The following is a 23,555-nucleotide window of genomic DNA, read 5'->3' as shown; positions in this document are numbered from 1 at the left end:
ACTCGCTTAACCAGCAGTGTTATTATGTCCGCTTTATTGCGTTTTCACTTTCAGGGAATATGAAAAATACTGCCAATGTCTCGGCTAAAGTAGGCCGCAACGATCCTTGTCCTTGTAATAGCGGTAAGAAATTTAAAGCTTGCTGCGGTAACAAAAGCACACCGGCAACGCAACTGACTGTCGTTGAAACACTCAAAATGGCATGGCAGGCAGTCGGACAGCGCGATGTCTTAGCAACTACGCATTGGTTCCAACAAACACTCAAATTAGAGCCGACTAATGCCGAGGCGCTGGCAGGACTTGGCCAAGCCCTTTGCTGGCAGCATCGAATTCAAGAGGGTTTAAGCTATCTAAAGCAAGCGGCCAAACAGTTAAAAAATAACGCGCAGATCAAGCGCGAAGTACGCTTGATTCTGGAACTTGCCGAACAACTGCATCATTGGGGCGATCTTGTCACAGCGATTGAGCTGACCGAACTCGCGGTTACTCTGGAACCAGTCAATCCCGTAGCCTTGAACAACCACGCGCTTTATTTGGTGCGGGTCAATCGCTTCTCGGAAGCTCTATCCTATGCTCAACGGGTTTGCCAGCTTCGCCCCAACGAACCGGCTTGCAACAATATGCTGGCCATTATCGAGGCCCATTTAGGCGATTTATCCACCGCCAAACGAAGGTTTGAAGCAGTAATTAAGGCTAACCTCAATCCGCAACAAACCGCACGTGCCTGGCAAGAACTAGTCGGTGTACTAGACAAAACAGGTGAATACGAGGCCTCGTTTCAGGCCTGTTTACAAGCTAAGCAACGATATAAAGAATTACCCGAAATAAAGGCATTGGATAAACAGCAAATATTCACAGCCATTAAAAATAATCAGGCTGGATACGACCAGGCACTGCTGTCACGCTGGTCAGTTACCGATTTTGCCGACGATCTGCCGACACCCCATTTTTTAATGGGCTTCTTACGTTCAGGTACGACCCTCACAGAACAAGTCCTAGCCGCGCATCCAGAGGTGGAAACCTCGGATGAAAATGATTTGATTCACGGCCTGATACTACAACTGCAAAAATTTACAAAATGCCGCATAGACAATCTGGTTGATGGCGTGCGCCTACTCGGTATCGATCAAGCTCGCCAATTAAGGCAGTATTATTGGCAACGAGTTCGTGAAGAATATGGTCAAACCGCTATTCAAAGCCGCTTTATCGATAAAGTGGCTTTGAATAGCATTGACATTGGACTGATCGCCTGCCTATTTCCTGAGGCCAAAATTTTATTCGCCTTGCGCGACCCCCGTGATGTTTGTTTGAGCTGTTTTCAGCAAGCTTTTGCGCCATCCGCGGTCACCGCCAACCTCACCGATTGGCAGGGGGTAGCCGAACAATATGCCGCGGTGATGAAGCTTTGGTTAACCATCAAACCCATGATGCAACCGAAATTTATCGAATTACGCTATGAAGATACCGTCAATCATTTTGAAAATTCATTTCGGCAAGTCTTTGAGTTATTGAATCTTGAGTGGACTGACGAAATCAATGCATTTCACGAAAAAGCCCAAGGTCGGTTCATAGCGACACCCAGCTTTGTGGATGTTACACAGCCAATTTACACCCGGTCATTGGCTCGTTGGCAGCATTATCAGGCGTTTTATGAGCCTGTCATGCCCATACTAAAACCCTATATTGCCGTATTTGGCTACCAAGAATAGGAAGTGCGCATAAAAAACCCCGAATCGGCTTCCTGCCGTATTCGGGGTTGCATGCGTCCATGTCTTGGTTAATCCGTCAACAATCTACGTTTTATCCTTCCTGTTTAAAACATTGCGCCCGACTCCTTGAGGCAATCCGTCCCCTGGTTTTCTGTTAACCCCAGCCTTTACGCTTGCTTAGACCAAGAAAACCCATCAGTGCAGTACCGAACAACCAGACAGCGCCAGGCACTGGAACCGGTGAACTAACGGTGGCAGCAGAGATAGTTGCGGAATAAGCCAGGTTACTTCCCGCAGAATGTCCCGCCAAAGGACCGTCGTAACCACCAATAATCATAGTGTATTGACCGGCGGCCAAATTAGTCAAAGTTAAGGTGGCGGTACCATCTGAATTGTCGTCATAGGCCCAAGTGCTGGTGCTGCCGTTGATCAACTCCAGATTCGCACCTAAGGGAAATGCCGCCATTGGGTCGTATGCGCCATTATTGGGATAAGCGCCGTGTCTTGATCCGCCGCCTGTATCCCAGCCGCTCCATACACCGAAGGCTGAACGTAAGCCGGAATTCAAATCGGCACTCACAGTAATGGTTACGTCTGCGTTCGTACCCAACTCAAACATTGCGAAATCGGACGAATGCCCCCAGTTAGGTGGTGGGAAATCACCTAAACCACGGGTATCCAAGTACGAATATGCACCAGCGCCTAGAATATAGCTGCTGTTACCGGTCTGCCCTTGAGCGTCGGCCGAACTGGCGGTCAAAGAGTAGGGTACGCCACCCTGATTGTCGATATAGGCCGTCCAGGCAATTGGCAAACTGCCGGCGTATGCCGAGTCCATGCCGTCGCCGGTCCATGACGCGTTATCGTTATCACTCACGTTAGGGCCAGCCGCGTTGTAAGTCAGATGCGCACTGGCGCTGGTACTTACCAGCATCAGGCCGCCAATAGCCGCTGCCAAAGTCGATTGTTTGAACAAAGAAGAAGTTACCATTGTGTTACCTCATAAAAATAAAAGAGGGGCAATGCTGTTTTTGCATTGCCGCACATAATCAGGGGTTTAAGCGTTTTTACGACGACCGAAGCCAATCAAGCCGGCCATTGCGCTGCCGAACAACCAAACTGCGCCAGGTACTGGAACCGCCGAAGTGGTAACCAACACGTCATAGGTTAAGCCTGATAACGCTGAGCCGCCGTGAGCGCCAACCACCAAGGTATAGAAACCATTCGTTTCCGATAGGCCAGCTGTATCGGTGGCATTCCACTCGGCTTGGTTGAAAATAAAGCTGAAAGACAGTAAATCACTTAGACTGGTTGCATGAGCGCTCCAAATTGCCGCACCCAGGTCTGAGCCTTGAATGTCGGTCGGTGCTGCGCCAGTAATATCAGCCGCGGCTGTGCGGCTTGAACTTAAGCTGGAGTCGGCGCCGCGATACAAGGCTACATCCAGCAACCCGCCGGATGCGAGATTGTTTGCAGCGTAGTCGGTATCGGCTTTGATGCTGATGGTGGTTAAGACGTTGCCGGTCGTCGCGCAGTTATCGGTAGCGCTATTGTCACCACAGCTGATATGAATCAAACCGTAATCCAGGCCAAGGCCGGTTTCGGCTGAGTTGCCGGCGACTGCAATGTAGGGATGATCGCCGGCATTTGGGCCCGAGGTCGGCAGGTCGGCCATGATTGTGCCCCATGTAGACGCGTTGGCGCCTGTGTTTTTGGCGTTATAAGCATTCCACAAGCCGGTAGTTACATTGGTACCCCAAGTTCCTGTTGACGGGGCTTGTATCACTTGACCGTTTGGCAAGGTGATGCTGTTGCCGTTTCCAGTTCCGGTAACATTGGCCAAAGAGCCGGTATTGTCAGTAACGCTGCTGCCGGTAAAAATTTCACGCTTGGTGGCACCGGCTGAGACGCCTACGACTGAGCTGTTGGCTTTGACTACATTGCCCGTACCACCATAAGTATGCTGACCGGAGTACCACATATAAGGCAGGTTGCCGGATACCTCGGTAGCGGTCGCAGCTGCTGTACCGGTTCCTGGTATCAAAGTATTGGCGGTTAAGTCGCCGACAGTATAAGTATTGGTGCCGTTGGCAACGCGGTTGGTGCCGTTGGAGTTGGCTGAAACACCGTCAGTGCCGTTAATGCTATTTGCAATCCCAAAGCCTATGGCGGAATCCCCGGAGGCCACGGTGCCTGCCCCCGTCAAGTTGTAATACTGATGCGCGAATGCTTGGCCGGAAACGCCAGCCAGACCGGTTGTCAAGAGAGCTGCTATAGCGGTTTTGCGAAAAATCATGATCATCCTCTTTTTAATTAAAATAAATGCAACAGCGAAACCGACAAAGCTTGATCAATCACATTGCGTCAAACTTTGCTCAGCACCCATGTCGTACATGGGGCAATCCGGCCTTCTTTAAATTGTTTTTAAGAACCGTGATTTTCCGGCCCCGCCTCACGACGGGTGTGGCAATCCTTGCGTTCACCGATTTGCCGATGAGCCAGCGGTAGACATGGCAGGAATGAAGACCTGATAACCGCAGCTGGAAAGCAAATCCCTGAAGCAAGCACGGTATCTAAAGCGAATAATCGGCCATCTTAATAAAATGTATAAGTTTCAAAGAATTGTGACCTTTTTACGTAGGGTGGTTTCGTTGGGTGGTTGTCGAAACACGGGGAAATAACTCAGAGACTTGTTTTATATAACACAGTTTAATTACTGATAGGGTTTCTGGAATGGGAGGAGAGGATTGTTCTGGCGGATTCGCTCAGGAATTTCTTTCTTTTCTAGTCATTTGTTGTTAGGTTGTTGCCCTGCTAATTGGCTTGGCGATAGATTTTTCAGTGGAGAAGAAGTATGCAAAAAACCGATAAAACCCCGCTCTGGGTGTTCCTGGCGCTATCCAGTATAGAAACTCGCAAAGGCGCGTTGCTACTGATCTGGAGTAGTATCGTTTTTACCTTTTACTGCGTGCCTTGGACGCTCTATTTCGATGGTAATGGCTGGGTGGCCAAATTGTTTTTAATCGAGGATTGGGAGTGGTTCGCCATGATGTTGCCTATGACTTTCTGGTATTGGCTAAGCATGAGATGGGTGGATAAAAACGGTGGCTGGCGCTTAGCAAGTGCGTGATATGCCACACTATCGTTCAAAGCGCCGATTTGTTATAAACGGTCACATGCGCCTTACGCGCGCAAGGGTGATGTCGTCGTGTATAGCTAAATCGATTTTGCGTTGTTCGGGTACTGGCATCCTAAGTTGATCGGCTTTGCGCCTTCTTAAACGATCGGCGGTGCGATATCGCCAATAAGCTTTCGTCAATTTACTGTTGTTTCTATGCTTTCACACATCCTGCCTAAAGCCGAAATATCTATTCGGGAAAACCTGCGTTGGCTATACATCCTCAGAAACCTGATGCTGTTTGCCGTCACTGTCGCGGTGTTTCTTGCAGTGAATGGCCTGGGTATCAATTTGCCGCAAAACCAGTTGTGGCTGGCGATTTTTGCGATTTCGATACTCAATCTCTATACCTGGTTGCGACTGAGAACGCCGGAGGAAGTCACCGAACATGAGATTTTTTCGCAAATATGCATGGATGTGTTGGCCTTGGCTTATTTGCTTTATCTGACCGGCGGCGCGTCAAATCCGATCATTTGGGTGTTTCTGTTGCCGTTGATTGTTACCGCCATCATGCTGCCGCAGGCTTATGCCTGGAATATGGTGATCATTACGTCCTGCGTCTATACGGTACTGATAGCCTACAACGTACCGTTGCCGGCGGTGGAGCCGCATATGGCTCATCCGGCGATGGCGGAAATGACGCCGGAAATGACGTTACAAATGCATTTGATGAACGACAGGCGCTATTTCAATCTGCATGTATTTGGCATGTGGTTTGGTTTTGTGTTTAGCGCCGGCTTAGTGGCCTTTTTCGTGGTCGAGCTGTCCAAAACCTTAAAAGAGCGTGAGCGCAATCTGGCCGATGCCCGCGAAAGCGCGTTGCGAGACGAGCGGGTAGTGTCGCTGGGCACCTTAGCCGCTAGCGCCGCGCACGATATGGGGACCCCGCTGGGTACGATTGCGATTTTAACTCATGAGATGGCTGAAGAGTTGTCAGAGCATCGTTACCCGGATTTGCATCAGAAACTGGTGATTGTTCAGCAGCAGATCGACCGCTGCAAACAGGCCTTGTCGGTAATGTCGGCCTCCGCCGGCGAGATGCGGGCCGAGTCCGGTAAGGTAATGCTGGTAAGTGAGTATATCGATGAAGTGCTGGGGCAGTGGCGGACGCATAAAGCTGCTACTCGGCTCAAGCTATTTATTTCGCCGGATGTCGATATGGAGGCGCGAGTAATTGCGGAACGTACGGTGACCCACTCCATCATCAATATCCTTAATAACGCTGCCGAGGCGTCCCCGGTCGATGCTGGTATCGAGTTTCATGTTGAATGGAACGAGGATACATTAAACTTGAAAATCAGGGATTTTGGTCCGGGCTTGCCCGCTGAGTTTATCGAGTTTGCAGGGCACCAACCGGTCAAAAGTAATAAGCAGGGCATGGGTGTTGGATTGTTCTTGACCTACACCACCATCAAGCGACTCGGCGGTAAAATACAGTTCAGTAATTTACAGTCGGGCGGCGCCTGCGTTGAGATCAGTTTGCCGTTACTAGCTAAGGAGAGTACGCATGACCCAATTACCTATGGATAAGCCCAATTTACTGCTGGTCGACGATGACGTCACCTTTTGTTCGGTGTTGAAGCCAGCGTTAGAAAAACGAAATTTTCAAGTGACTGTCGCCAACGATGTCGATACGGCAATGAAATTGGCAGAACAAACCGAGCCTGAATACGCGGTGATCGATTTGCGGATTGGGTTTGACTCCGGTCTGGAAATGGTCAAGAAATTGATTTCCTTGGATGACAATACCCAAATTGTCATGCTGACCGGTTTCGCCAGTATTGCCACCGCCGTGGAGGCCATTAAATTGGGGGCGATTCATTATCTGACTAAGCCGGCGAACGCCGATGAGATTGTCAATGCCTTGTACAAAAACGAAGGCGATGCGACGGTAGCCATCAGCGATAACCCGCTATCGGTGAAGCGCTTGGAGTGGGAGCATTTGCAAAAAGTGCTGATGCAACATGATGGCAATATCTCTGCCGCAGCGAGAGCCTTAAATATGCACAGAAGAACCTTGCAAAGAAAGCTGGAAAAAAGGCCGGTAAAGGAATGAAGCGGGATTTGGGACGAGATGAGGCTATTTTTTGTATTTATTACAATTAATCGTTGCAAAGAAGATATTTTTAAGTATAATGGGCGGCTCATTCAGGGTCGTTAGCTCAGCCGGTAGAGCACCGCACTTTTAATGCGATGGTCGTGCGTTCGAATCGCACACGACCCACCACTGAATTGATTGAAAAAACAAAAGCTTACAAGGACTTTAAGCTTCAGTAACTGTGTGCTAAAACAGCCGACTACAGTGATTTTACTGGTAGTTGTGTTTTAACCCTCTAGCATGAGGAAGCACAGATGCTAAATTTTCATATCATCAAAGTTGATCTCAAAAACGGGGAAACTCGTTACCGCACAATTCTTACCAAATCTGGTAAGGGAATCAAAACTAAAACTTTTCGACGGAAGCAAGATGCCCGCACTTGGGGCAATCGGTCTGTTCTAGAATATCAAGAATTCGAAGCCAAGGGCATTCGTCCATGCACCATTCCTTTTGATCGTCTGGCCGATGAATACATGGCCTGGTGGACGGGCAAAGACCACGACCGTGCGCGTTTAGTCAAATGGTGGGCCGATCAATTCGGCAAAACGCTTTTACCGGAAATCACACCCGATGAAATTCGACTCAAGCTCAGGCCCAAACGTACGCAAGCCCCAGCCACCTACAACCGCTACCTGGCTGTTTTATCCTCTGTCATGGATTTTGCCACACGGCAGCAAGAGGACGATACGGTTGCAGAACAATACATCGACGAAAATCCCTGTAAAAAAGTTCGCTCTCAAACTGTAGACAATAAAGTCATACGCTATCTATCTGATGAAGAAAAACCGCGTCTGATTCGCGCCGCCCAAGCGATTGGTGGCAAATTTTATCTAAAAGTCCTGATGGCGCTGACCACTGGAATGCGCAAAGGCGAACTCGATCAATTGCGCTGGTGTGATATTGATTTTGACAAGGGCCTGGCCCTTCTAGCCGACACCAAGAATGGCCAGCCGAGACATACACCTATTCCCAGTGTCACGTTGGATGAACTCAAAAAACATCGGGAAGTAGGAAGTCGATTATTATTTCCATCAACAACTGATCCCAATAAGCCATTCGACTATAAAAAACAATGGGCCAGTTGCTTGAAGGCTGCCAATATCAAAAGCTTTCGATGGCATGATATGCGGCATGACACCGCATCGACGTTGGCACGTGACGGTCGTACGCTGAAGGAAATAGCGGAAATATTAGGACATAAAAGCCTAATCAGTACCGACCGCTACGCACATCTCTGCACTGAACACAAAAGCCAAATTCTCAACGAAACAATGAGCCGATCACTAAATTTCTAGGCTCAGCGTTCATGCCACTTAGATTTACTGACCACAAAAGAGACTATCAGTATTAATTGTTAGTCTCTGTTCGGCCAACACCGGCCAATTGGCATATCGAAATTTAGATGGATTGAATGACTGGTGTCTGCACCAAACTTGACATCGACTTGCTGTCTATGATTCTGAAGAATTACGCTGAATGATAACTTCAGCGTCATATGGTTTTACAACTTATCTTGGCATAACATCAGCTTACAAGATAAATTTATTTAGTAAATCAGCTGAGAATGGAGAATAAACATGAATTTTATATATGTAGCAAGAGATTTTTGAAGAAAAAAGATAACGCGATTTAAAAAAACTACAAATAAGTCTTAATTGCCAACCCATATGAATAATGATCAAATTGAAAAAATAGCTAAAATATTTTGCAGTACTCACAATATTTCTATTGATACGATGGAATATGGTCTAAAGTGGGCGACCACTGAAACATATGCGCCTTTCTTGCTATTCATCGAGTGTCTTGATACTAAGTGTTTTCAAGATAGAAATAACCCAATAGATGGTTTTTTTATCGATATGATACACAGATCATCAAATTCATTTGGAAGCATGATCACGCTCATTGCTAACGGACATTTACAAGATGCAGAAATTAGTGCTCGAACTCTTTCTGAATCAACATTAAAAATACAATCCTTATTAACTGGAAATGTTGTAGACAATATTTCTAATTATTTAGCGTATTACTATTCTGATTCAATGCATAAAAATGGACATTGGAAGTCCGTCGCAGATACCATGGCCGATTCTGATTTTTACAATAGCCTCATTAAAAACAAAAATGAAGTTGAGGATGGCGCAAAATCCATATGTAAAGCATTCATTGAATCAATTGGTGGTATTTGGCCAGCTAAACCAGAAAAATATACCATTTATGATATTTATAAAAAACTTGATCGTGAAGTTGAATACCAAACGGTATATCGAGCCATGTGTGGCCAATCTCATCAAAATCCAGAAGATTTAATTAATAGCCTGTTGTACTCATTAACAGACGATGTTGATTTAGAAAAACGAGCAAAATCAGAAAAACATTCTTTTAGTATTTTTATTTGCTTATGGAGTATGCGATATTTTCTAGAGACCATGCTATTACTTGGAAAATATTTCAAATTTAATTCTGTGATTGATAAATCTACCGAGTCTTTATCAATCATTGAGATGATGCATCACAAAATACAAAACCAACTTGCAAAGTGTGAATTTCCAGATGGGTGGACTAAATCAACGATTGACGGTATTTAGACAAGAGAATCTATTCATATGGTCAGGTTTTGCCATTCTGAAACCTGACCAAGTCCACATCAATTCATTAATTGCAAGTTACTGAATTTCCAAACTGGGTGCATGTACGTCCATTTGAAAATTGAGTTGTATTGCCAAACTGGGTATGGGGCATGACACAGCATCGACGTTGGCACGTGACGGTCGTACGCTCAAGGAAATAGCGGAAATTTTAGGACATAAAAGCCTAATCAGTACAGACCGCTATGCTCACTTCTGTACTGAACACAAAAGTCAGATTCTTAACGAAGCGATAGGTTGTTCGATTGGATTTTATAAAAAATATATTCGGCATCGTATATATGCTCAATTAACTGAACGTCGAATATTTTATTTGGAAATAAGAAATGAATGAAGAGCAAAGAAAACTTTTATTAGAGGCTTATGTTCGAATGGAAGTGTATTCGGCTAACAGTAAAACCATAGAATGGCCTTCTTTGTTCTCCAACTTAATTCAGCCAAGAATAAAAGATTTATCGGCAGCCACGGAATTTTATGCGTCTTTGAATGATAAGCAAATTGAAATTAGATTGGCCATACATCATTGGGAGGCTGGAGCATGGGGCGTATACGAGGCATTAATGGGTTGTAGCCTTGATCCTATTAGTCATTCCATTGATCCCAGAATATGGGCAAAAAAAGAATTAAATAATGTTGATTTGTTACTCGACGAGGGTATCAATCAACTAATGACCCCTCGTAACGCATTTAGTGCATCCGAAATTCCAGAGCTTTATTGCAAATTAATTACTGGTGCTTGGGAGGATTTTATTATGCCATCGTTGGAAGAATCCAAGCAACACCAAGAAGCGAGGGCGAAATATTTCAAAGAAAATGGCTGTGAGGATGAGTTCGAATTTTTTGATGCCAAGTATGATATTAGACTTTCATTCATGGCGCCGCATGAAAAAGAGTTTTTAAATAAAAACTATTTGATTTCGCGTGATATACAGGCATTACTTTGGTATAAAGAGTTTCTTGTCGAAGTAGTTCGTGAAGGCATTACTTTTTATGACGACATTGACTATACGGAAAGCCAAATTTCAAAAAAAAGAAATCCAGTTCGAGTAAAGGAATTACAGCGATCAAATGACGGATTTGAAGCAATAAGGCTTAGTTTTGATAGATTTATTTCTGAGTGTAACAGAACGCCTAAATGGGCTGAATTAATGTCGTTTATGGTCGAAAATCAGCCTCGTGGAATTATTGTTGAAGGTGTCTATGAGAGAAGTAAGCTCATCGCTATAGTTATTGAGGGTGTAGACAAGCCGATTGATCGAGCGGCATTTAAAAAACGATTTGACCGGTATTTTAAAAAAACGGACATTAAGCAGGACATTAGCTGATATTTTTGGACATTTAGCCGTTTAGAAAACAGGCCTATCAGACCCGAATACCATAGCCTCACAATGTTAAACAACTCGTGAGGCTTTCATATGACCGATACGTCGATGCATACAACCTTGGGCGACTTTTGCCCAAAAAATACCTTTGCCACCCACCCCGACAACCCGTTGAAAGAGTCTGAGTTCAATTGGTTGTTCAAAAACCGCGACGCCAACGGCTTTAAAGAAGCGTTCGTCAAAGTCAATGCCAGAAAGTTTCTGGTGCATATTCCAACCTTTACCAACTGCTTAGCCAACCGCAGAGGCGCGTAACTCGGCTTGTTCTGCCCCTGCTTGCCGGCTACCGATTCGGATAATCGGGCACAGATAGCCGGTTTCGCATGTGCAATGCGGGACAAACCCAGATAACTCGCACCTTCCAACGCAAAACTACAGTGATTTTATTTCTGATGGCTGAAAAATCCCTGTTGTTGGCATCCAGGATTGAATTGTATGGAGTCCAGTTAATGGTAGACAAAAGACAAAAATTCAAAGGCCGCCGCTCCGGCCAAACGTTTGGAGCGAAACCGCACCACATCTTTCGTGCGAACATAAAAACCAGCCAGCCTTCGCCTGCGTCAGTGTTGAGCCATATGGCTGCACATTTACTCGATAACCTGGTGGCGCAGTTCAACGGCAATAACAACGGCGACCTTGCGGCGGCACCTAAGATCATGAAGCTGTACGGTTGGACTTCTCAAGGTTCCGTACACAGCGCCTTGACCGAGTTATTGGCAAACGGCTTTATCGAGCAAACCCGCCAGGGCGGCCGAAACAAATGTTCGTTGTATGCCCTGACGTGGCTGGCGATTGACGAATGCGACGGCAAACTCGATGTATCGCCAACCCGAGTACCTTCAAATCTTTGGAAATTGGAGAACAAGGCAAATATCGATCAACGTTTTGTCGACGCTTGGCACGAAGCGCAACTCAAGCCGAAGAGAAACAAACGGCCCGAGTTAAAAGTTGTTGTCGGCATGAGGACTAAATGATGTCGCTATTAGGACAAATCAGCAAATTACTATCTCAAAACCAGCGAGTTGTTTTCGCTATCAAGACAAGTGCGGCTGTTTTTCTGGTGTTTTGTTGTCGCTATATGGACAGCTTTATAGATATGTACCATGTGCTAGGCGATCTCATGTTTTGCCATCAACCGGCTTTGGAATGGATGGCTGCAAAGCGGAGCAGGCCGAATGGCTAAACTCCAAAACCCCAACCGCGCCAAAATCCACCGCAGTTACTCGGTAGAAGAAATTGCGATGCTTTATTCGGTACATAAAAACACAGTGAGGCAATGGATAAAGTCCGGATTACCTATGATCGATCAAAATCGGCCGATTCTGATCAGCGGCGCAGACCTCCGCCTGTATTGGCAAAACAAACGGGTAAGCCGAAAAAGCAAATGCCAGCCTTACGAAATTTATTGTGTTCGCTGTCGGATTCCGCAACGGCCAGCTGGAAACATGGCAGATTTTGAACCGCGCAATGGCGACACCGGGCGCCTGATTGGACTTTGTCCAGACTGCGGCGGCATCATCAACAAATTCATTAAAGGAACCCGCTTGGATGCCATTCGCGGGCAATTAGACATCACGCACACGAAAACACTGGAACACATAAACGATAGTTTCAAACCCCTCGTAAACAGTGACTTCAACTAGTGAAATGAAACCATGACCAAATACAACGCGAATAACGAGCGCATCAAGCGCCAATACTTTACCTTTCTCAAGGAAGCTAAGCGTCAAAATGAAAGTTCGGTCGACGCTGTCGCCAAGGCTATCAGTCGCTTTGAAGCGTATAACAAGCACCGTGATTTCAAGGCCTTTCATTTTCAACAGGCCGTAGGCTTCAAACAACACCTTGGCCGGCAGACCAACCAGCAAACCGGCAAGCCGATCAGTAAGGCAACGTTGCATTCCACGCTAGGCCAACTGAAAACGTTTTTCCAATGGCTGGCCATGCAACCCGGCTACAAATCGCGCATCAACTACAGCGACTCGGAATATTTCAACCTGTCGGAAAAAGACGTACGGATTGCCACCGCAAAACGGCCAACCGCTGAACCGACCGTAGAGCAAATCAAGCACGTCATTCGAGCGATGCCGTACCAGACCGACATCGAAAGACGCAACCGCGCCTTGATTGCCTTTACCTTGGCAACAGGAGCCAGAGATAGCGCTATCGCATCAATGAAGTTGCAACACATCGACCTCGTCGGTAATAGCGTGTTTCAGGATGCTCGGGAGGTGAAAACCAAATTCAGCAAAACCTTCACCACCTACTTTTTTCCGGTCGGTGACGAGATTCTGGAAATCTTCCTTGACTGGGTTCGCTACCTCAAAGACGAACTTCTCTGGGGTAATGATGATCCGCTGTTTCCTAAAACCCATGTGACCGTCAGCGAAAACAGAGGTTTTGTAGCCTCTGGGTTAGCAAGGGCGCATTGGAGCAACGCAACGCCGATACGCACCATTTTTCGTGAATCATTTGAATCTGCGGGTTTGCCATACTTCAATCCTCACTCATTTAGAAAAACGCTGGTAAACTTTGGGCAGCAACTTTGTCAAACGCCTGAGCAATTCAAAGCCTGGAGCCAAAACCTTGGACATGAAGACGTATTGACGACGCTGTACAGCTATGGGGAGGTGCAGCAAAGCCGGCAAGGCGAAATTATTCAAGCACTGAAAAATCCACAAAAAATCAACTCACAGGGGGCAGATGTAATTGCCCATGCTGTAATACAAGCGTTAAAAATTCATCAAATGGATTTTTCAATCTAAACTCGACCACCGAGTTCGAATCTGTAAACCAATTCATTTATACTGGCGAATAAATAACGGCGGAAATTATTACCCTTTAAACCTAGTGTTGAGCCCAACGGACTGCATCGCCAGCAGCGTTTCGTTTCGTGCTTTGGCGCCTGCGGTATTTTCTTTCCAGGGTTTGCCGTTTTTGCGGACGGGGATAATTGCCTCGGTGTTCCGTTAGGAAATCGCGGTGTGTACCTTCTTTGTGTCCGTACGCGTCGTCACCGCTGACAAACTCGATGCGTTCATCGGCAGAAATTTGATTGAGTAACTCCGGCAAGACTTGGGCATCACCTTCACGATTAGAAGTCACCTCAATGGCCAGGATTTCCAAGGTTTCAGCATCGATAACCAAATTAACCTTACACCATTGGCGACGTTACTAAGCGCCATGTTTCTTGGTTGATCGGCCAGCAGACTCTCCTAAACCCTAATTATTTCGATGTAAATAGAGCGCTAAGTAAAGTTCTTGCGTGAATTTTGCGGCCAATTTAAGATGTTAGACGTTTAACTAACGAAGCAAATGGATTTGTATGCTGAAGCGTGGCTCAACTTCGCAAATTACTCTCGCACCTGACTTAGAAAATTGTTTTGCTAAGACGTGGATGGATCGAAGCGGCAAAAAACTTCTTGGTAGAACTGTTCTCAATCATACGCAAATAGTAGGGGAAATTGCTCGAACCTTGCTAATGCGTCAACCTCGATGGTTAGTTGAATCGCTGTTTCCCGTTGGCTCGGTTCTTGTGGCGGCTGCGCACGACATTGGTAAAGTTAGCCCGACGTTCCAAGAAAAAATTCTTCGTGGCACTAGCGATTACATTTGGAACTCTAAAACAGGACTGGAGCAAGTTGATCCAACGCTTGAACACAACTGGGGTGGACACGCTGGGCTAAGTCAGCTCACCGCTGATGAATTGAAGTTGGGGAAATTTATTCCCGAGATTCTCGGTCAGCACCATGGATACACTCCAGTAGTTGGCTCTCGCCTGGCGACCGATTCGGTTTTTGGCGGAGATCTTTGGCAAATGCGCCGCGCCGAATTAGTCAAAGCGTTGCAAACTGCCTTGCAAACCAATTTCCCAGTCATCACTGACCTGCTGCACGCCCGCTTATTAGCCGGCTTGACGGCCGTCGCCGATTGGATCGGTTCAGGTTCGCTATTCGACGACCCAACTGTCGACTGGCAGCCGCTCATAGACCAGGCGCTGGACCAAGCCGGGTTCGTAAAACCGGATTTTGTTGCAGATTTAAGTTTTACCGATATTTTCGATGGCAAACAGCTTCGCGACAGCCAGGCAAGTTTCATTGAATGCGTTACCGGACCCGGTCTGTATATCCTGGAAGCGCCGATGGGGCTCGGTAAAACCGAAGCCGCGCTATATGCCGCTTACCAACTGATGAGTCAAGGTCAGGCCAGCGGTTTGTATTTTGCATTACCAACGCAACTGACTTCCGACAAAATCCACGATCGGGTTGCTTTATTCCTGAACCGGATATTGCACCCGCAAAGTCCGCACCGCCAAGCCTTGCTGTTACACGGCAATGCTTGGCTGAAAACGTTGGAATTGGGTAAGGAGGGCAATCCCGGTGGCTCTTGGTTTCAAGGCGGCAAACGCGGCATTTTGGCGCCGTTCGCGGTTGGCACCATCGATCAAGCTTTGATGGCGGTGATGAATGTTAAGCATGGTTTCGTTCGCACCTTCGGCTTGGCTGGCAAGGTCGTAATCCTCGACGAAGTGCATAGCTACGACAGTTATACCGGCACGATTCTGGACGAACTGGTCAAAGCCTTGCGTCAGTTGCATTGCACGGTGATCGTACTTAGCGCCACGCTGACCAGGGACCGTCGGCAGGCATTGACAGGCCTGCCGGCGGCAGCCGAAGAATATCCGCTAATTTCAGCTCTGCCTTGGCAGGGCGAGTTAATAGAACAACCGGCAGCGGCCTTGCCCGACAATCGAGTTCAACTGCGCATCGCCGGCGACACCGAGGCGTTGGAGCAAGCTTTATTGCGGGCGGAACAGGGCCAGCAGGTATTATGGATCGAAAATACCGTGGCCGATGCGCAAGCTTGTTTCAAACAATTGGCAAGTCGTAGCGCCAATATCGGCGTCGAGTGCGGCATATTGCATTCGCGCTTCAGCAAACTGGATCGGCAGCGCAATGAAGCACTGTGGACTACTCATTTCGGCCAAGAAGGTCATGCCAGTCGCAACCGGTGTGGGCGGATTCTTGTGGGCACTCAGGTATTGGAGCAATCCCTAGATATTGACGCGGATTTTCTTGTCTCGCGCTTTGCGCCCAGCGACATGCTGTTGCAGCGTCTCGGTCGACTGTGGCGGCATGTCGATACGCCAAGATCAAGCGGTGCGACCCAAGAGGCCTGGTTACTGGCGCCCGATTTAGAATCCGCGATAAACGAACCGGAACGCGCTTTCAGCAAATCGGCCAAAGTTTACAGTCCCTATGTGTTGTGCAGAAGTTTGGAGGTTTGGCAATTCCTGCCATCCATTGATCTGCCGGGACAGATTCGCCAAGTGATCGAGCAAACCTATGCGCCGCGACAGGAGCAAGGCGTCATGCTGAAGTATTTCAATCTACTGGAGGCAGAGCGCCAGGTTTTGCAACGTCTGGCCCTGCTTGGTGTTTCCTTCGGGGTGGAAACGTTGCCGGAAGAAAAGGCCAGCACCCGATATGGTGAGCAAGACAGCGTGGAAGTACTGCTGGTGAAAAACTATTGCACCGATAAGACCGATGGCCTGATTGTCATGCTGTTGCCAGATGATAGCAAACTGGTTTTACCGACACTTGGCAAGGGTCTGACTCCGTCGCAACGCCGCGAACTGGCCGCGCAATTGCTGCAACACACAGTCAGAGTCGCCGAGTATTTGGCGCCATCCCCGGTGGCCGCCGAGCGTTTGCGCGGTCTACAAGGCTATTTATATTTGGGCAAAGCGGACAAGGGCGAAAGTCCGTTGAGAATTGCCAAACTAATGGATAGCGGCGATTTGGTAGCCCTGGATGGCGGCCCCGCGTTACCGGGTTATGCATTGGCTTACGACCATTTTGGCTACCGCGCCGAGAAACTTTAATCCCGTCTGGAGAAGACATGAGGACAGAAAATCGGTTTAACTTGATCGACGAGCCTTGGCTGCCGGTAGTGGACGTTGGACTGGTCAGCTTACGGCAAATATTCAGCCAACCGGAATATCGAGCGCTAGGCGGCAACCCGATACAAAAAATTGCGGTGACCAAACTGTTGTTGGCCATCGTACAGGCGGCAACGACACCGGCGGACGACGAAGCTTGGGCGGAACTCGGCCCGGCCGGTATGGCCGAGAAATGCCTGGTGTATTTGGAAAAATGGCACGATCGGTTTGATCTGTATGGCGAAAGGCCGTTTTTGCAGATGCCGGGAGTTTGCAAGGCAGCAATCCAATCAGCCGGGGCGGTTTTACCTGAGGTGGCGACGGGCAACACGACAGTGCTAACGCAGATACATATCGAAAAGACACTGTCGGCCGCTGATAACGCCTTGTTGCTGATAGTTCTGATGGGTTTTGGCCTAGGTGGAAAAAAAACCGATAACAGCGTCGTGTTGTCGGCAGGTTATTCTGGAAAAGCCAACGACAAGGGTAAACCTGCCACCGGCAAGCCTGGACCAGCGCTAGGATTCTCCGGTTTTTTACACAGCTTTTTAGTAGGTGCATCGCTTACGGAAACGCTGTGGCTGAATCTGCTGACGACTGAACAAATCGCCGGTTTGCGGGTGTTCACTACTGGTTTGGGCCAAGCACCTTGGGAGCAAATGCCGACGGGCGAGGCTTGTGCAATAGCGGCTCAACTGCAAAACAGCCTGATGGGTCGCTTGCTGCCTATGTCGCGCTTTTGTTTGTTGGCCGAATCGGGTTTGCATTATTCGGAGGGCATCGCCCACCCCGGTTACAAGGAAGGCATGGTCGATCCATCCGTCTCGGTGGATTATTCCGGTAAGGACGCCAAGGCGGTATGGGTCGATCCGGAAAAACGGCCGTGGCGTTTCCTGACCGCCATGCTCAGCTTTCTCGGCGTTAACCGTACCGTCGGTTATGACTGCCAATTGTTGCGCGGAGGTTTACAACGCGCTCGCCGCCATGCTGAAGCACTGGGTATCTGGTCGGGCGGTTTGCGGGTCAGCAGCAATGCCGGCGAGCAATTTGTTTCCGGCGCCGACGATTTCGTAGAATCAGTGCTCACATTACCGATGGAAATTTTGGGCGAGAAATGGTTTGAAATTTTGCAGAGGGAAATGGCCGAGCTCGACCAACTCGCCAAAATTGTCTATAGCGCCACGCTGAACTATTACAAAACGCTGGGTATGGAAGGCAAGCAGCAGGCAGGGCAAGCCAGCAACCTGTACTGGCAACTCTGCGAGCGGCAATTCCAAAAACTGGTTGACGGCTGCGATGATCCGGCCCAAATCAAAATCCTGCGCCGACGTTTTGCCGATTTCGTTCGGCAAAGCTATCAGCACCATTGTCCCAACGACACGGCCAGGCAACTGGAAGCCTGGGCGAAAAATCAGCCCAATCTCGGGCGTTATCTACACGACGCGACTCAACCCCAGGAGGCCACAACATGAGTCAACCCAGCGAGAAAGTCGGCAAGAGCGCCGCTTTCGTCAACTACACCATCGAACGCTGCCAGCAAGATAATGGCCTCGCAGCCGCCTTGCGCCGCGCCGACAACCCCAATACCGAATACCAGAGCTGGGAACACTTGGCGGCATTCGTCGATTTGGACCAGGCCTGGCGGCGCTTGCCATACGCCACTGTTGCGGCAGCTATTGCCAGGGCCAAAGCCGAGCATAACGGCTCTCTCGGCATCGGCAGAGCGATTGCCGCTTGTTACGACGACGACAATCAAAGCGACCAAGCCAAGGCCAAACTGCGCCGGCTATTGGCCTGCGAGCAAGTGGAAGAAGCCTGCCGCATTCTTCGGCCTCTGTTCGGCTTGATTGAAGCTAAAGCCGGTATCCCATTGAACTATGCCGGCTTGCTCGACGATTTGCTGTACTTCAACTTCGACCCGCAACGAGTGAAAGCTCGGTGGGCGCAAGATTTCTTCCGGCGCGGCGAGCAGGGGGCGACGGATGAGCAGCGATGATTCCGCCGATATGTACGCTGCCGTGCTGCGCCTGTCGCGAGGCGATGCCAAGGCCTTGCGTTTGACCGATGCGTATTCAGTGCATCGTGCCGTATACGGCTTGTTTGCCGATACCCGCAGTGCCGTACAAAAGCAGGCCAGCTTGCCCAGCGGTATTTTGTACGCCGATCAGGGCGGCGATTTTCATCATCGGGCGATTTTGATTTTGGCTGACCGGTTGCCAAATCTGACGCCCGACCATGGCACCGTGGAATACAAAATCATTCAACCGGCATTCTTGCAACACGCAAGTTACGCCTTTCAAGTCGTCGTCAATCCGTGTCGGCGAGACGCCCAAACCGGCAAAATCTTGGCCGTGCTTGGGCGGGAAGCGATTTCCGACTGGTTTCTCGAACGCGCCGCCGCGTCCTGGGGATTTGCCGTCAAGCCGGACAATCTCCAGGTGGAAAAACTCGCCGTGCAACGTTTTAAAAAGGGCGAGCAAACCGTCACCCACGGCAGCGCCAGTCTGAAAGGCGAACTGGAAGTCATCGACCGCGAACGCTTTGTCGCCAGTTTTCGGCAGGGCATCGGCCGCGGACGAGCTTTCGGTTTCGGCCTGCTGCAAATCGTGCCGCTTTAACCCATCCAATCACACTGTTTCAATCATTGAAGGAATCGACATGAACCAAGCAAACCCATTGAAAGGCGTCCACATCGAATACCACATCCTGCAATCGTTTCCGGTTAGTTGCCTTAACCGCGACGATGTCGGTGCGCCAAAATCCGCCGTGGTGGGCGGTGTGACCCGCGCCAGGGTCAGTTCACAAGCTTGGAAACGGGCGGTGAGGCTAGCACTGCGGGATTTCGGTGTTAAATTGGCGATTCGTAGCAAACTAGTTGCCGATTACGTGGCAGAAGCCTGTATCCGTCTCGGTGCAGCTGAGGAACAGGCACAAGCTTGCGCTATGGCAATCGGTTCAGCCTTAACTAAAGATACTTTATTGTTTTTTAGTTCTACCGAGGCGCAAGCCTTCGCTGAGTTTGCCAAGCAACATGGGTTCGATAGCGGCAATATCAAAGATAAGGAGATTCACAAACTGGCAAAGAAAGCACTAAATCCGGCGGTTGACGGCCTGGACATCGCTCTATTTGGCCGCATGGTGGCTCAGGCCGCCGAATTGAATGTGGAAGCCGCGGCGGCATTTTCCCACGCGATTTCCACCCATAAGGTCAGCAACGAGGTCGAATTTTTCACGGCGCTCGACGATTTGCAGGACGACCCCGGCGCGGCGCACATGGGCAGCCTGGAGTTCAATTCGGCGACCTATTACCGCTATATCAGCCTGGACTTGGGCCAGCTTTGTCAAACGCTGGTCGGACAAAACTTGCCGGAAGCGGTCGAGGCTTTCACCAAGGCCTTATTCGTGGCGTTGCCGGCGGCACGGCAAACTACTCAATCGGCGGCGTCACCGTGGGAGTTCGCCAAAGTACTGGTGCGCAAGGGTCAACGTTTGCAAGTGCCGTTCGAGACGGCGGTTAAGCCTAAGGACGGCGGCTTTCTGCAACCCAGCAAAGACGCTTTGGTTGCCTATTTGACCAGCAAGGAAAAACTGTCCGGCTCGCTGTTCGGCAAAATCGCCGAATACACCTGGGGCGAGGACGAAAATTTCAGCGTCGACGATTTGATTGCCGCGCTGAAACGACACGCGGAAGGCTGCCGAGATGAGTGATCCCTGGTTACTGCTATGGTTGGAAGGTCCGTTACAGGCATGGGGCCATGATTCCAAATTCGGTCGTCGCGATACCTTGGCATTTCCGACCAAGTCCGGTGTGTTGGGCATGGTTTGCAGCGCCTTGGGTGCCGGTGGCGAACAGCGGGAATTGTTGAACGAATTCGCCGGTTTGCCGCAGACCGTGATTGCTTACGCGCGTTGTCGCCAACAAAATGGCGAAACGATCAAGCAGGACAGAGAGCCGTTATTGCGGGATTTTCAGATGGTGGGTAGCGGTTACGACGATGGCGATCCCTGGGCAAGTCTGTTGATTCCGAAGAAGAGCGACGGCGGCAAGGCTGTTGGCGGAGGCACAAAAATGACCTATCGCTATTATTTGCAAGACGCCTGCTTTGCGGTGTTGCTGCAAGTTCCCGCCGAAAGGGTGGCGGCGATTGCCGAGGCCTTGCAAAGTCCGACTTGGGATGTGTACCTGGGCCGCAAGCACTGCGCGCCGACCGACTTTATCTTTCGCGGTTGCTTTACCCGCGCCGAGGAGGCGATGGCTCAAGCGCAAAGTCTGGCATCCGAAAAACAGCGTTTGGAAGACTATCGGGTGTTGGATGGCGAACACGAGGGCGAAGTGCTGACCCTGATGGATGTGCCCATCCAGTTTGGCGAGCGCAAGCGTTATCGCGACCGGCGCGTCACCGTGGTTGCCGCCTGACGACGCGGTCGGTTCTTTAACAATTTGGATTCTTTTGGACGTGGGAGGCGATATGAACGCCGAAGCCGGTAGCAACCGCTTGTTGATCAAAGTAACGCGCGACACGCTACCGCAAGTCAAAAGCAAGTATCCCTTTATTTACCTGGAACGAGGACGGCTGGAAATCGACGACAGTAGCGTTAAGTGGATAGATAGCGAGGCCAACGTGGTCCGGCTTCCGATTGCCACCTTGAATTGTCTGTTGCTGGGACCCGGCACCAGCATTACTCACGAGGCAATTAAAGTCACCGCCGCCGCCAATTGCTCGGTGTGCTGGGTCGGCGAAGACAGCTTGTTGTTTTACGCCGCCGGACATACGCCGACCGCCGATACCCGCAATTTCAAGAAGCAGATGCTGTTGGCCACCGATGAAGCCAAATCGCTGGAAGTGGTGCGGCGCATGTATGCCCGCCGCTTTCCCAAGGCGGATCTGGCAGGCAAAACTTTAAAGGAAATGATGGGCATGGAAGGTTATCGGGTGCGCGGCCTTTACGAAGAAAAGGCCCAGCAATATCAAGTCGGCTGGAAAGGCCGTTCTTATCAGCCGGGCAAGTTTGAGCTGGGTGACATAACCAATCAGGTGTTGACCGCTGCCAACGCCGCGCTTTACGGTATTTTGACATCGGCCGTGCACAGCATGGGCTATTCGCCGCATATTGGCTTTATCCATTCTGGCAGCCCGTTGCCGTTCGTTTACGACTTGGCCGACTTGTATAAAGAGGAGCTTTGTATCGATTTGGCATTCGCGCTGACTCTTGAGATGGCTGGGCGCTACAACAAGCACAAGGTGGCCGAATCGTTTCGTAAGCGGGTCATCGCAATGGATTTACTGGGGCGTATCGGCGGCGACATCGAAGAGATGTTGGGGGGCAAAAATGCTCGTCGTAATAGCTAACGATCTGCCGCCCGCGGTGCGCGGCCGAATGAAGCTATGGTTTGTAGAACCCAGGCCCAACGTGTTTGTGTCCGGCGTAAACGATGCCGTCGGTAAAGCCGTCGTGGATTACTTGTACCAGCATTGCCAGCCGGAAAGCGGACTATTGGTATTCAGGCGCATTAACGAAGCGCCGGGTTACGAAATTCGTGGCATCGGGGACCCCAAACGCGACATTGTCGAAATCTCCGGCTTGCAGTTGGTATTGGAAAAAGGTCCAACTGACAACGATGTAAAAATCTAAAACCCGAGATATAGTGGCTAAAATATGCCAACACCACGAATTGTTGGTGTCTTCCCCACGCCCGTGGGGGTGTTTCTAGGTGCGTTTTTTATTTGCACCGCTTGCTTAGGTCTTCCCCACGCCCGTGGGGGTGTTTCTGGGACGAGGGCTTGCGGTGCTTACAGATTGGCGTCTTCCCCACGCCCGTGGGGGTGTTTCCCAATACGGACCCGGCTTAGTTGCAGCCACCCCGTCTTCCCCACGCCCGTGGGGGTGTTTCTGCTTCGGTTAAGGTGTACACCTGGCCGTTTGGGTCTTCCCCACGCCCGTGGGGGTGTTTCTGTTTTGCCGTTGCTTTTGGCTATCAAACGCAGGTCTTCCCCACGCCCGTGGGGGTGTTTCCTATGCTAACGATGCTGCTGCTGCTGGTGGGTCTTCCCCACGCCCGTGGGGGTGTTTCTATATCCATCTGGCAAGTAAGGCATGTGGCGTAGTCTTCCCCACGCCCGTGGGGGTGTTTCCCATCTTTCCACGTTCGACCAGCACGAAAACTAGTCTTCCCCACGCCCGTGGGGGTGTTTCCTTCAAGATGGCGAAATCGTCCTGATTGATCCGGTCTTCCCCACGCCCGTGGGGGTGTTTCCATAAGTCTTTCGTGAAAGCAGTTTAGCTATTCGTCTTCCCCACGCCCGTGGGGGTGTTTCCGACATCAACGCGGCGTTGACTGCTTCGATTGCGTCTTCCCCACGCCCGTGGGGGTGTTTCTATTGGGTTATTGATGGTCAACATAGACTGTTAGTCTTCCCCACGCCCGTGGGGGTGTTTCTACGCCAATCCCGCCTAACGCGCTGTTTTGGTAGTCTTCCCCACGCCCGTGGGGGTGTTTCTATCTATCGCCGGTTGTCGGCGCGTTGCAGAAGAGTCTTCCCCACGCCCGTGGGGGTGTTTCTGGCGTAGACAAGCCTCTGTATTACGACGGGTCAGTC

22 protein-coding genes, 1 tRNA gene, 1 CRISPR repeat array and 1 riboswitch (1 of these 25 only partly in view) are annotated in these 23,555 nt (G+C 49.7%); of the genes, 20 read left to right on the top strand and 3 right to left on the bottom strand.

Going from position 1 to position 23,555, the window contains the following annotated elements:
• The first annotated feature begins 59 nt into the window (after positions 1 to 59).
• Positions 60 to 1,709 carry a sulfotransferase family protein gene (locus tag EBA_RS18685; protein WP_192377337.1) on the top strand — a complete coding sequence of 550 codons (1,650 nt, stop codon included), beginning with the start codon at positions 60 to 62 and terminating at the stop codon, positions 1,707 to 1,709.
• 154 nt (positions 1,710 to 1,863) lie between these two features.
• On the opposite strand, the gene EBA_RS18680 is transcribed toward EBA_RS18685, so the two are convergent.
• Together EBA_RS18680 and EBA_RS18675 are read right to left on the bottom strand one after the other, a co-directional pair.
• Positions 1,864 to 2,700, bottom strand: coding sequence for a PEP-CTERM sorting domain-containing protein (locus EBA_RS18680; protein ID WP_192376105.1), 837 nt, complete (start codon positions 2,698 to 2,700; stop codon positions 1,864 to 1,866).
• A 66-nt stretch (positions 2,701 to 2,766) separates the two neighbouring features.
• A complete protein-coding gene (locus EBA_RS18675) occupies positions 2,767 to 4,005 on the bottom strand; it encodes a hypothetical protein (RefSeq protein WP_192376104.1) in 1,239 nt (412 codons plus the stop codon).
• 98 nt (positions 4,006 to 4,103) lie between these two features.
• Positions 4,104 to 4,187, bottom strand: a riboswitch (cyclic di-GMP riboswitch).
• A gap of 376 nt (positions 4,188 to 4,563) precedes the next feature.
• Here EBA_RS18675 and EBA_RS18670 point away from each other — a divergent pair.
• The 11 genes from EBA_RS18670 to EBA_RS18620 all read left to right on the top strand — a co-directional run bounded on the left by EBA_RS18670 (position 4,564) and on the right by EBA_RS18620 (position 13,780).
• Complete coding sequence (locus EBA_RS18670; protein WP_192376103.1) at positions 4,564 to 4,839, top strand: hypothetical protein; 276 nt, start codon at positions 4,564 to 4,566, stop codon at positions 4,837 to 4,839.
• A gap of 204 nt (positions 4,840 to 5,043) precedes the next feature.
• On the top strand, positions 5,044 to 6,417 hold the full coding sequence (locus EBA_RS18665) for an ATP-binding protein (protein ID WP_192376102.1): 1,374 nt from the start codon (positions 5,044 to 5,046) through the stop codon (positions 6,415 to 6,417).
• Positions 6,395 to 6,943 (top strand): response regulator transcription factor, encoded by a 549-nt coding sequence (locus EBA_RS18660; RefSeq protein ID WP_192376101.1) that lies wholly within the window; start codon positions 6,395 to 6,397, stop codon positions 6,941 to 6,943. The genes EBA_RS18665 and EBA_RS18660 overlap by 23 nt, the downstream gene beginning before the upstream one ends.
• A gap of 95 nt (positions 6,944 to 7,038) precedes the next feature.
• A tRNA-Lys gene (locus tag EBA_RS18655) sits at positions 7,039 to 7,114 on the top strand.
• Positions 7,115 to 7,239: 125 nt separating this feature from the next.
• Positions 7,240 to 8,280 carry a tyrosine-type recombinase/integrase gene (locus tag EBA_RS18650; protein WP_192376100.1) on the top strand — a complete coding sequence of 347 codons (1,041 nt, stop codon included), beginning with the start codon at positions 7,240 to 7,242 and terminating at the stop codon, positions 8,278 to 8,280.
• A gap of 372 nt (positions 8,281 to 8,652) precedes the next feature.
• Entirely contained in the window at positions 8,653 to 9,573 is a 921-nt protein-coding gene (locus EBA_RS18645) for a DUF5677 domain-containing protein (RefSeq protein WP_192376099.1), read from the top strand.
• 386 nt (positions 9,574 to 9,959) lie between these two features.
• On the top strand, positions 9,960 to 10,958 hold the full coding sequence (locus EBA_RS18640) for a hypothetical protein (RefSeq protein ID WP_192376098.1): 999 nt from the start codon (positions 9,960 to 9,962) through the stop codon (positions 10,956 to 10,958).
• A 90-nt stretch (positions 10,959 to 11,048) separates the two neighbouring features.
• Positions 11,049 to 11,270 (top strand): hypothetical protein, encoded by a 222-nt coding sequence (locus EBA_RS18635; protein WP_192376097.1) that lies wholly within the window; start codon positions 11,049 to 11,051, stop codon positions 11,268 to 11,270.
• Between the two features lie 194 nt (positions 11,271 to 11,464).
• Complete coding sequence (locus tag EBA_RS18630) at positions 11,465 to 11,989, top strand: hypothetical protein (RefSeq protein ID WP_192376096.1); 525 nt, start codon at positions 11,465 to 11,467, stop codon at positions 11,987 to 11,989.
• Positions 11,990 to 12,190: 201 nt separating this feature from the next.
• Positions 12,191 to 12,658: a helix-turn-helix domain-containing protein gene (locus tag EBA_RS18625; RefSeq protein WP_192376095.1), complete on the top strand. Its 468-nt coding sequence runs from the start codon at positions 12,191 to 12,193 to the stop codon at positions 12,656 to 12,658.
• 12 nt (positions 12,659 to 12,670) lie between these two features.
• The gene (locus EBA_RS18620; RefSeq protein WP_192376094.1) at positions 12,671 to 13,780 is read left to right on the top strand and encodes a tyrosine-type recombinase/integrase; all 1,110 of its coding nucleotides are present in this window, start codon (positions 12,671 to 12,673) and stop codon (positions 13,778 to 13,780) included.
• Between the two features lie 82 nt (positions 13,781 to 13,862).
• Here EBA_RS18620 and EBA_RS18615 read toward each other — a convergent pair whose 3' ends face one another.
• Complete coding sequence (locus EBA_RS18615) at positions 13,863 to 14,162, bottom strand: transposase (RefSeq protein ID WP_192376093.1); 300 nt, start codon at positions 14,160 to 14,162, stop codon at positions 13,863 to 13,865.
• 178 nt (positions 14,163 to 14,340) lie between these two features.
• On the opposite strand from EBA_RS18615, the gene cas3 reads away from it, so the two are divergent.
• The 8 genes from cas3 to cas2e are packed head-to-tail and all read left to right on the top strand — an operon-like array spanning position 14,341 to position 22,590.
• Positions 14,341 to 16,899, top strand: a complete 2,559-nt coding sequence (cas3, locus tag EBA_RS18610; protein WP_192376092.1) for a CRISPR-associated helicase Cas3' — start codon at positions 14,341 to 14,343, stop codon at positions 16,897 to 16,899.
• A 17-nt stretch (positions 16,900 to 16,916) separates the two neighbouring features.
• Positions 16,917 to 18,428: a type I-E CRISPR-associated protein Cse1/CasA gene (gene casA, locus EBA_RS18605; protein ID WP_192376091.1), complete on the top strand. Its 1,512-nt coding sequence runs from the start codon at positions 16,917 to 16,919 to the stop codon at positions 18,426 to 18,428.
• The gene (casB, locus tag EBA_RS18600; RefSeq protein ID WP_192376090.1) at positions 18,425 to 18,952 is read left to right on the top strand and encodes a type I-E CRISPR-associated protein Cse2/CasB; all 528 of its coding nucleotides are present in this window, start codon (positions 18,425 to 18,427) and stop codon (positions 18,950 to 18,952) included. Before casA ends, casB begins: the two co-directional genes overlap by 4 nt.
• Positions 18,939 to 19,574: a type I-E CRISPR-associated protein Cas6/Cse3/CasE gene (gene cas6e / locus EBA_RS18595; protein ID WP_223146710.1), complete on the top strand. Its 636-nt coding sequence runs from the start codon at positions 18,939 to 18,941 to the stop codon at positions 19,572 to 19,574. Before casB ends, cas6e begins: the two co-directional genes overlap by 14 nt.
• Before the next feature lie 40 nt (positions 19,575 to 19,614).
• Positions 19,615 to 20,664: a type I-E CRISPR-associated protein Cas7/Cse4/CasC gene (gene cas7e, locus EBA_RS18590; RefSeq protein WP_192376089.1), complete on the top strand. Its 1,050-nt coding sequence runs from the start codon at positions 19,615 to 19,617 to the stop codon at positions 20,662 to 20,664.
• Entirely contained in the window at positions 20,657 to 21,373 is a 717-nt protein-coding gene (gene cas5e, locus EBA_RS18585) for a type I-E CRISPR-associated protein Cas5/CasD (RefSeq protein WP_192376088.1), read from the top strand. The genes cas7e and cas5e overlap by 8 nt, the downstream gene beginning before the upstream one ends.
• Positions 21,374 to 21,425: 52 nt before the next feature.
• Positions 21,426 to 22,307, top strand: a complete 882-nt coding sequence (gene cas1e / locus EBA_RS18580) for a type I-E CRISPR-associated endonuclease Cas1e (RefSeq protein WP_192376087.1) — start codon at positions 21,426 to 21,428, stop codon at positions 22,305 to 22,307.
• On the top strand, positions 22,288 to 22,590 hold the full coding sequence (gene cas2e, locus EBA_RS18575; protein ID WP_192376086.1) for a type I-E CRISPR-associated endoribonuclease Cas2e: 303 nt from the start codon (positions 22,288 to 22,290) through the stop codon (positions 22,588 to 22,590). Before cas1e ends, cas2e begins: the two co-directional genes overlap by 20 nt.
• A gap of 48 nt (positions 22,591 to 22,638) precedes the next feature.
• Positions 22,639 to 23,555: direct repeats of the CRISPR family, unit length 28 nt; unit sequence GTCTTCCCCACGCCCGTGGGGGTGTTTC; it runs 696 nt beyond the window's last position.

This window comes from Methylomonas albis (assembly GCF_014850955.1).
GTDB lineage: Bacteria > Pseudomonadota > Gammaproteobacteria > Methylococcales > Methylomonadaceae > Methylomonas > Methylomonas albis.
The sequence above is the reverse complement of the archived record's forward strand: the minus strand, read 5'-3'. Positions and strand labels throughout refer to the sequence as shown.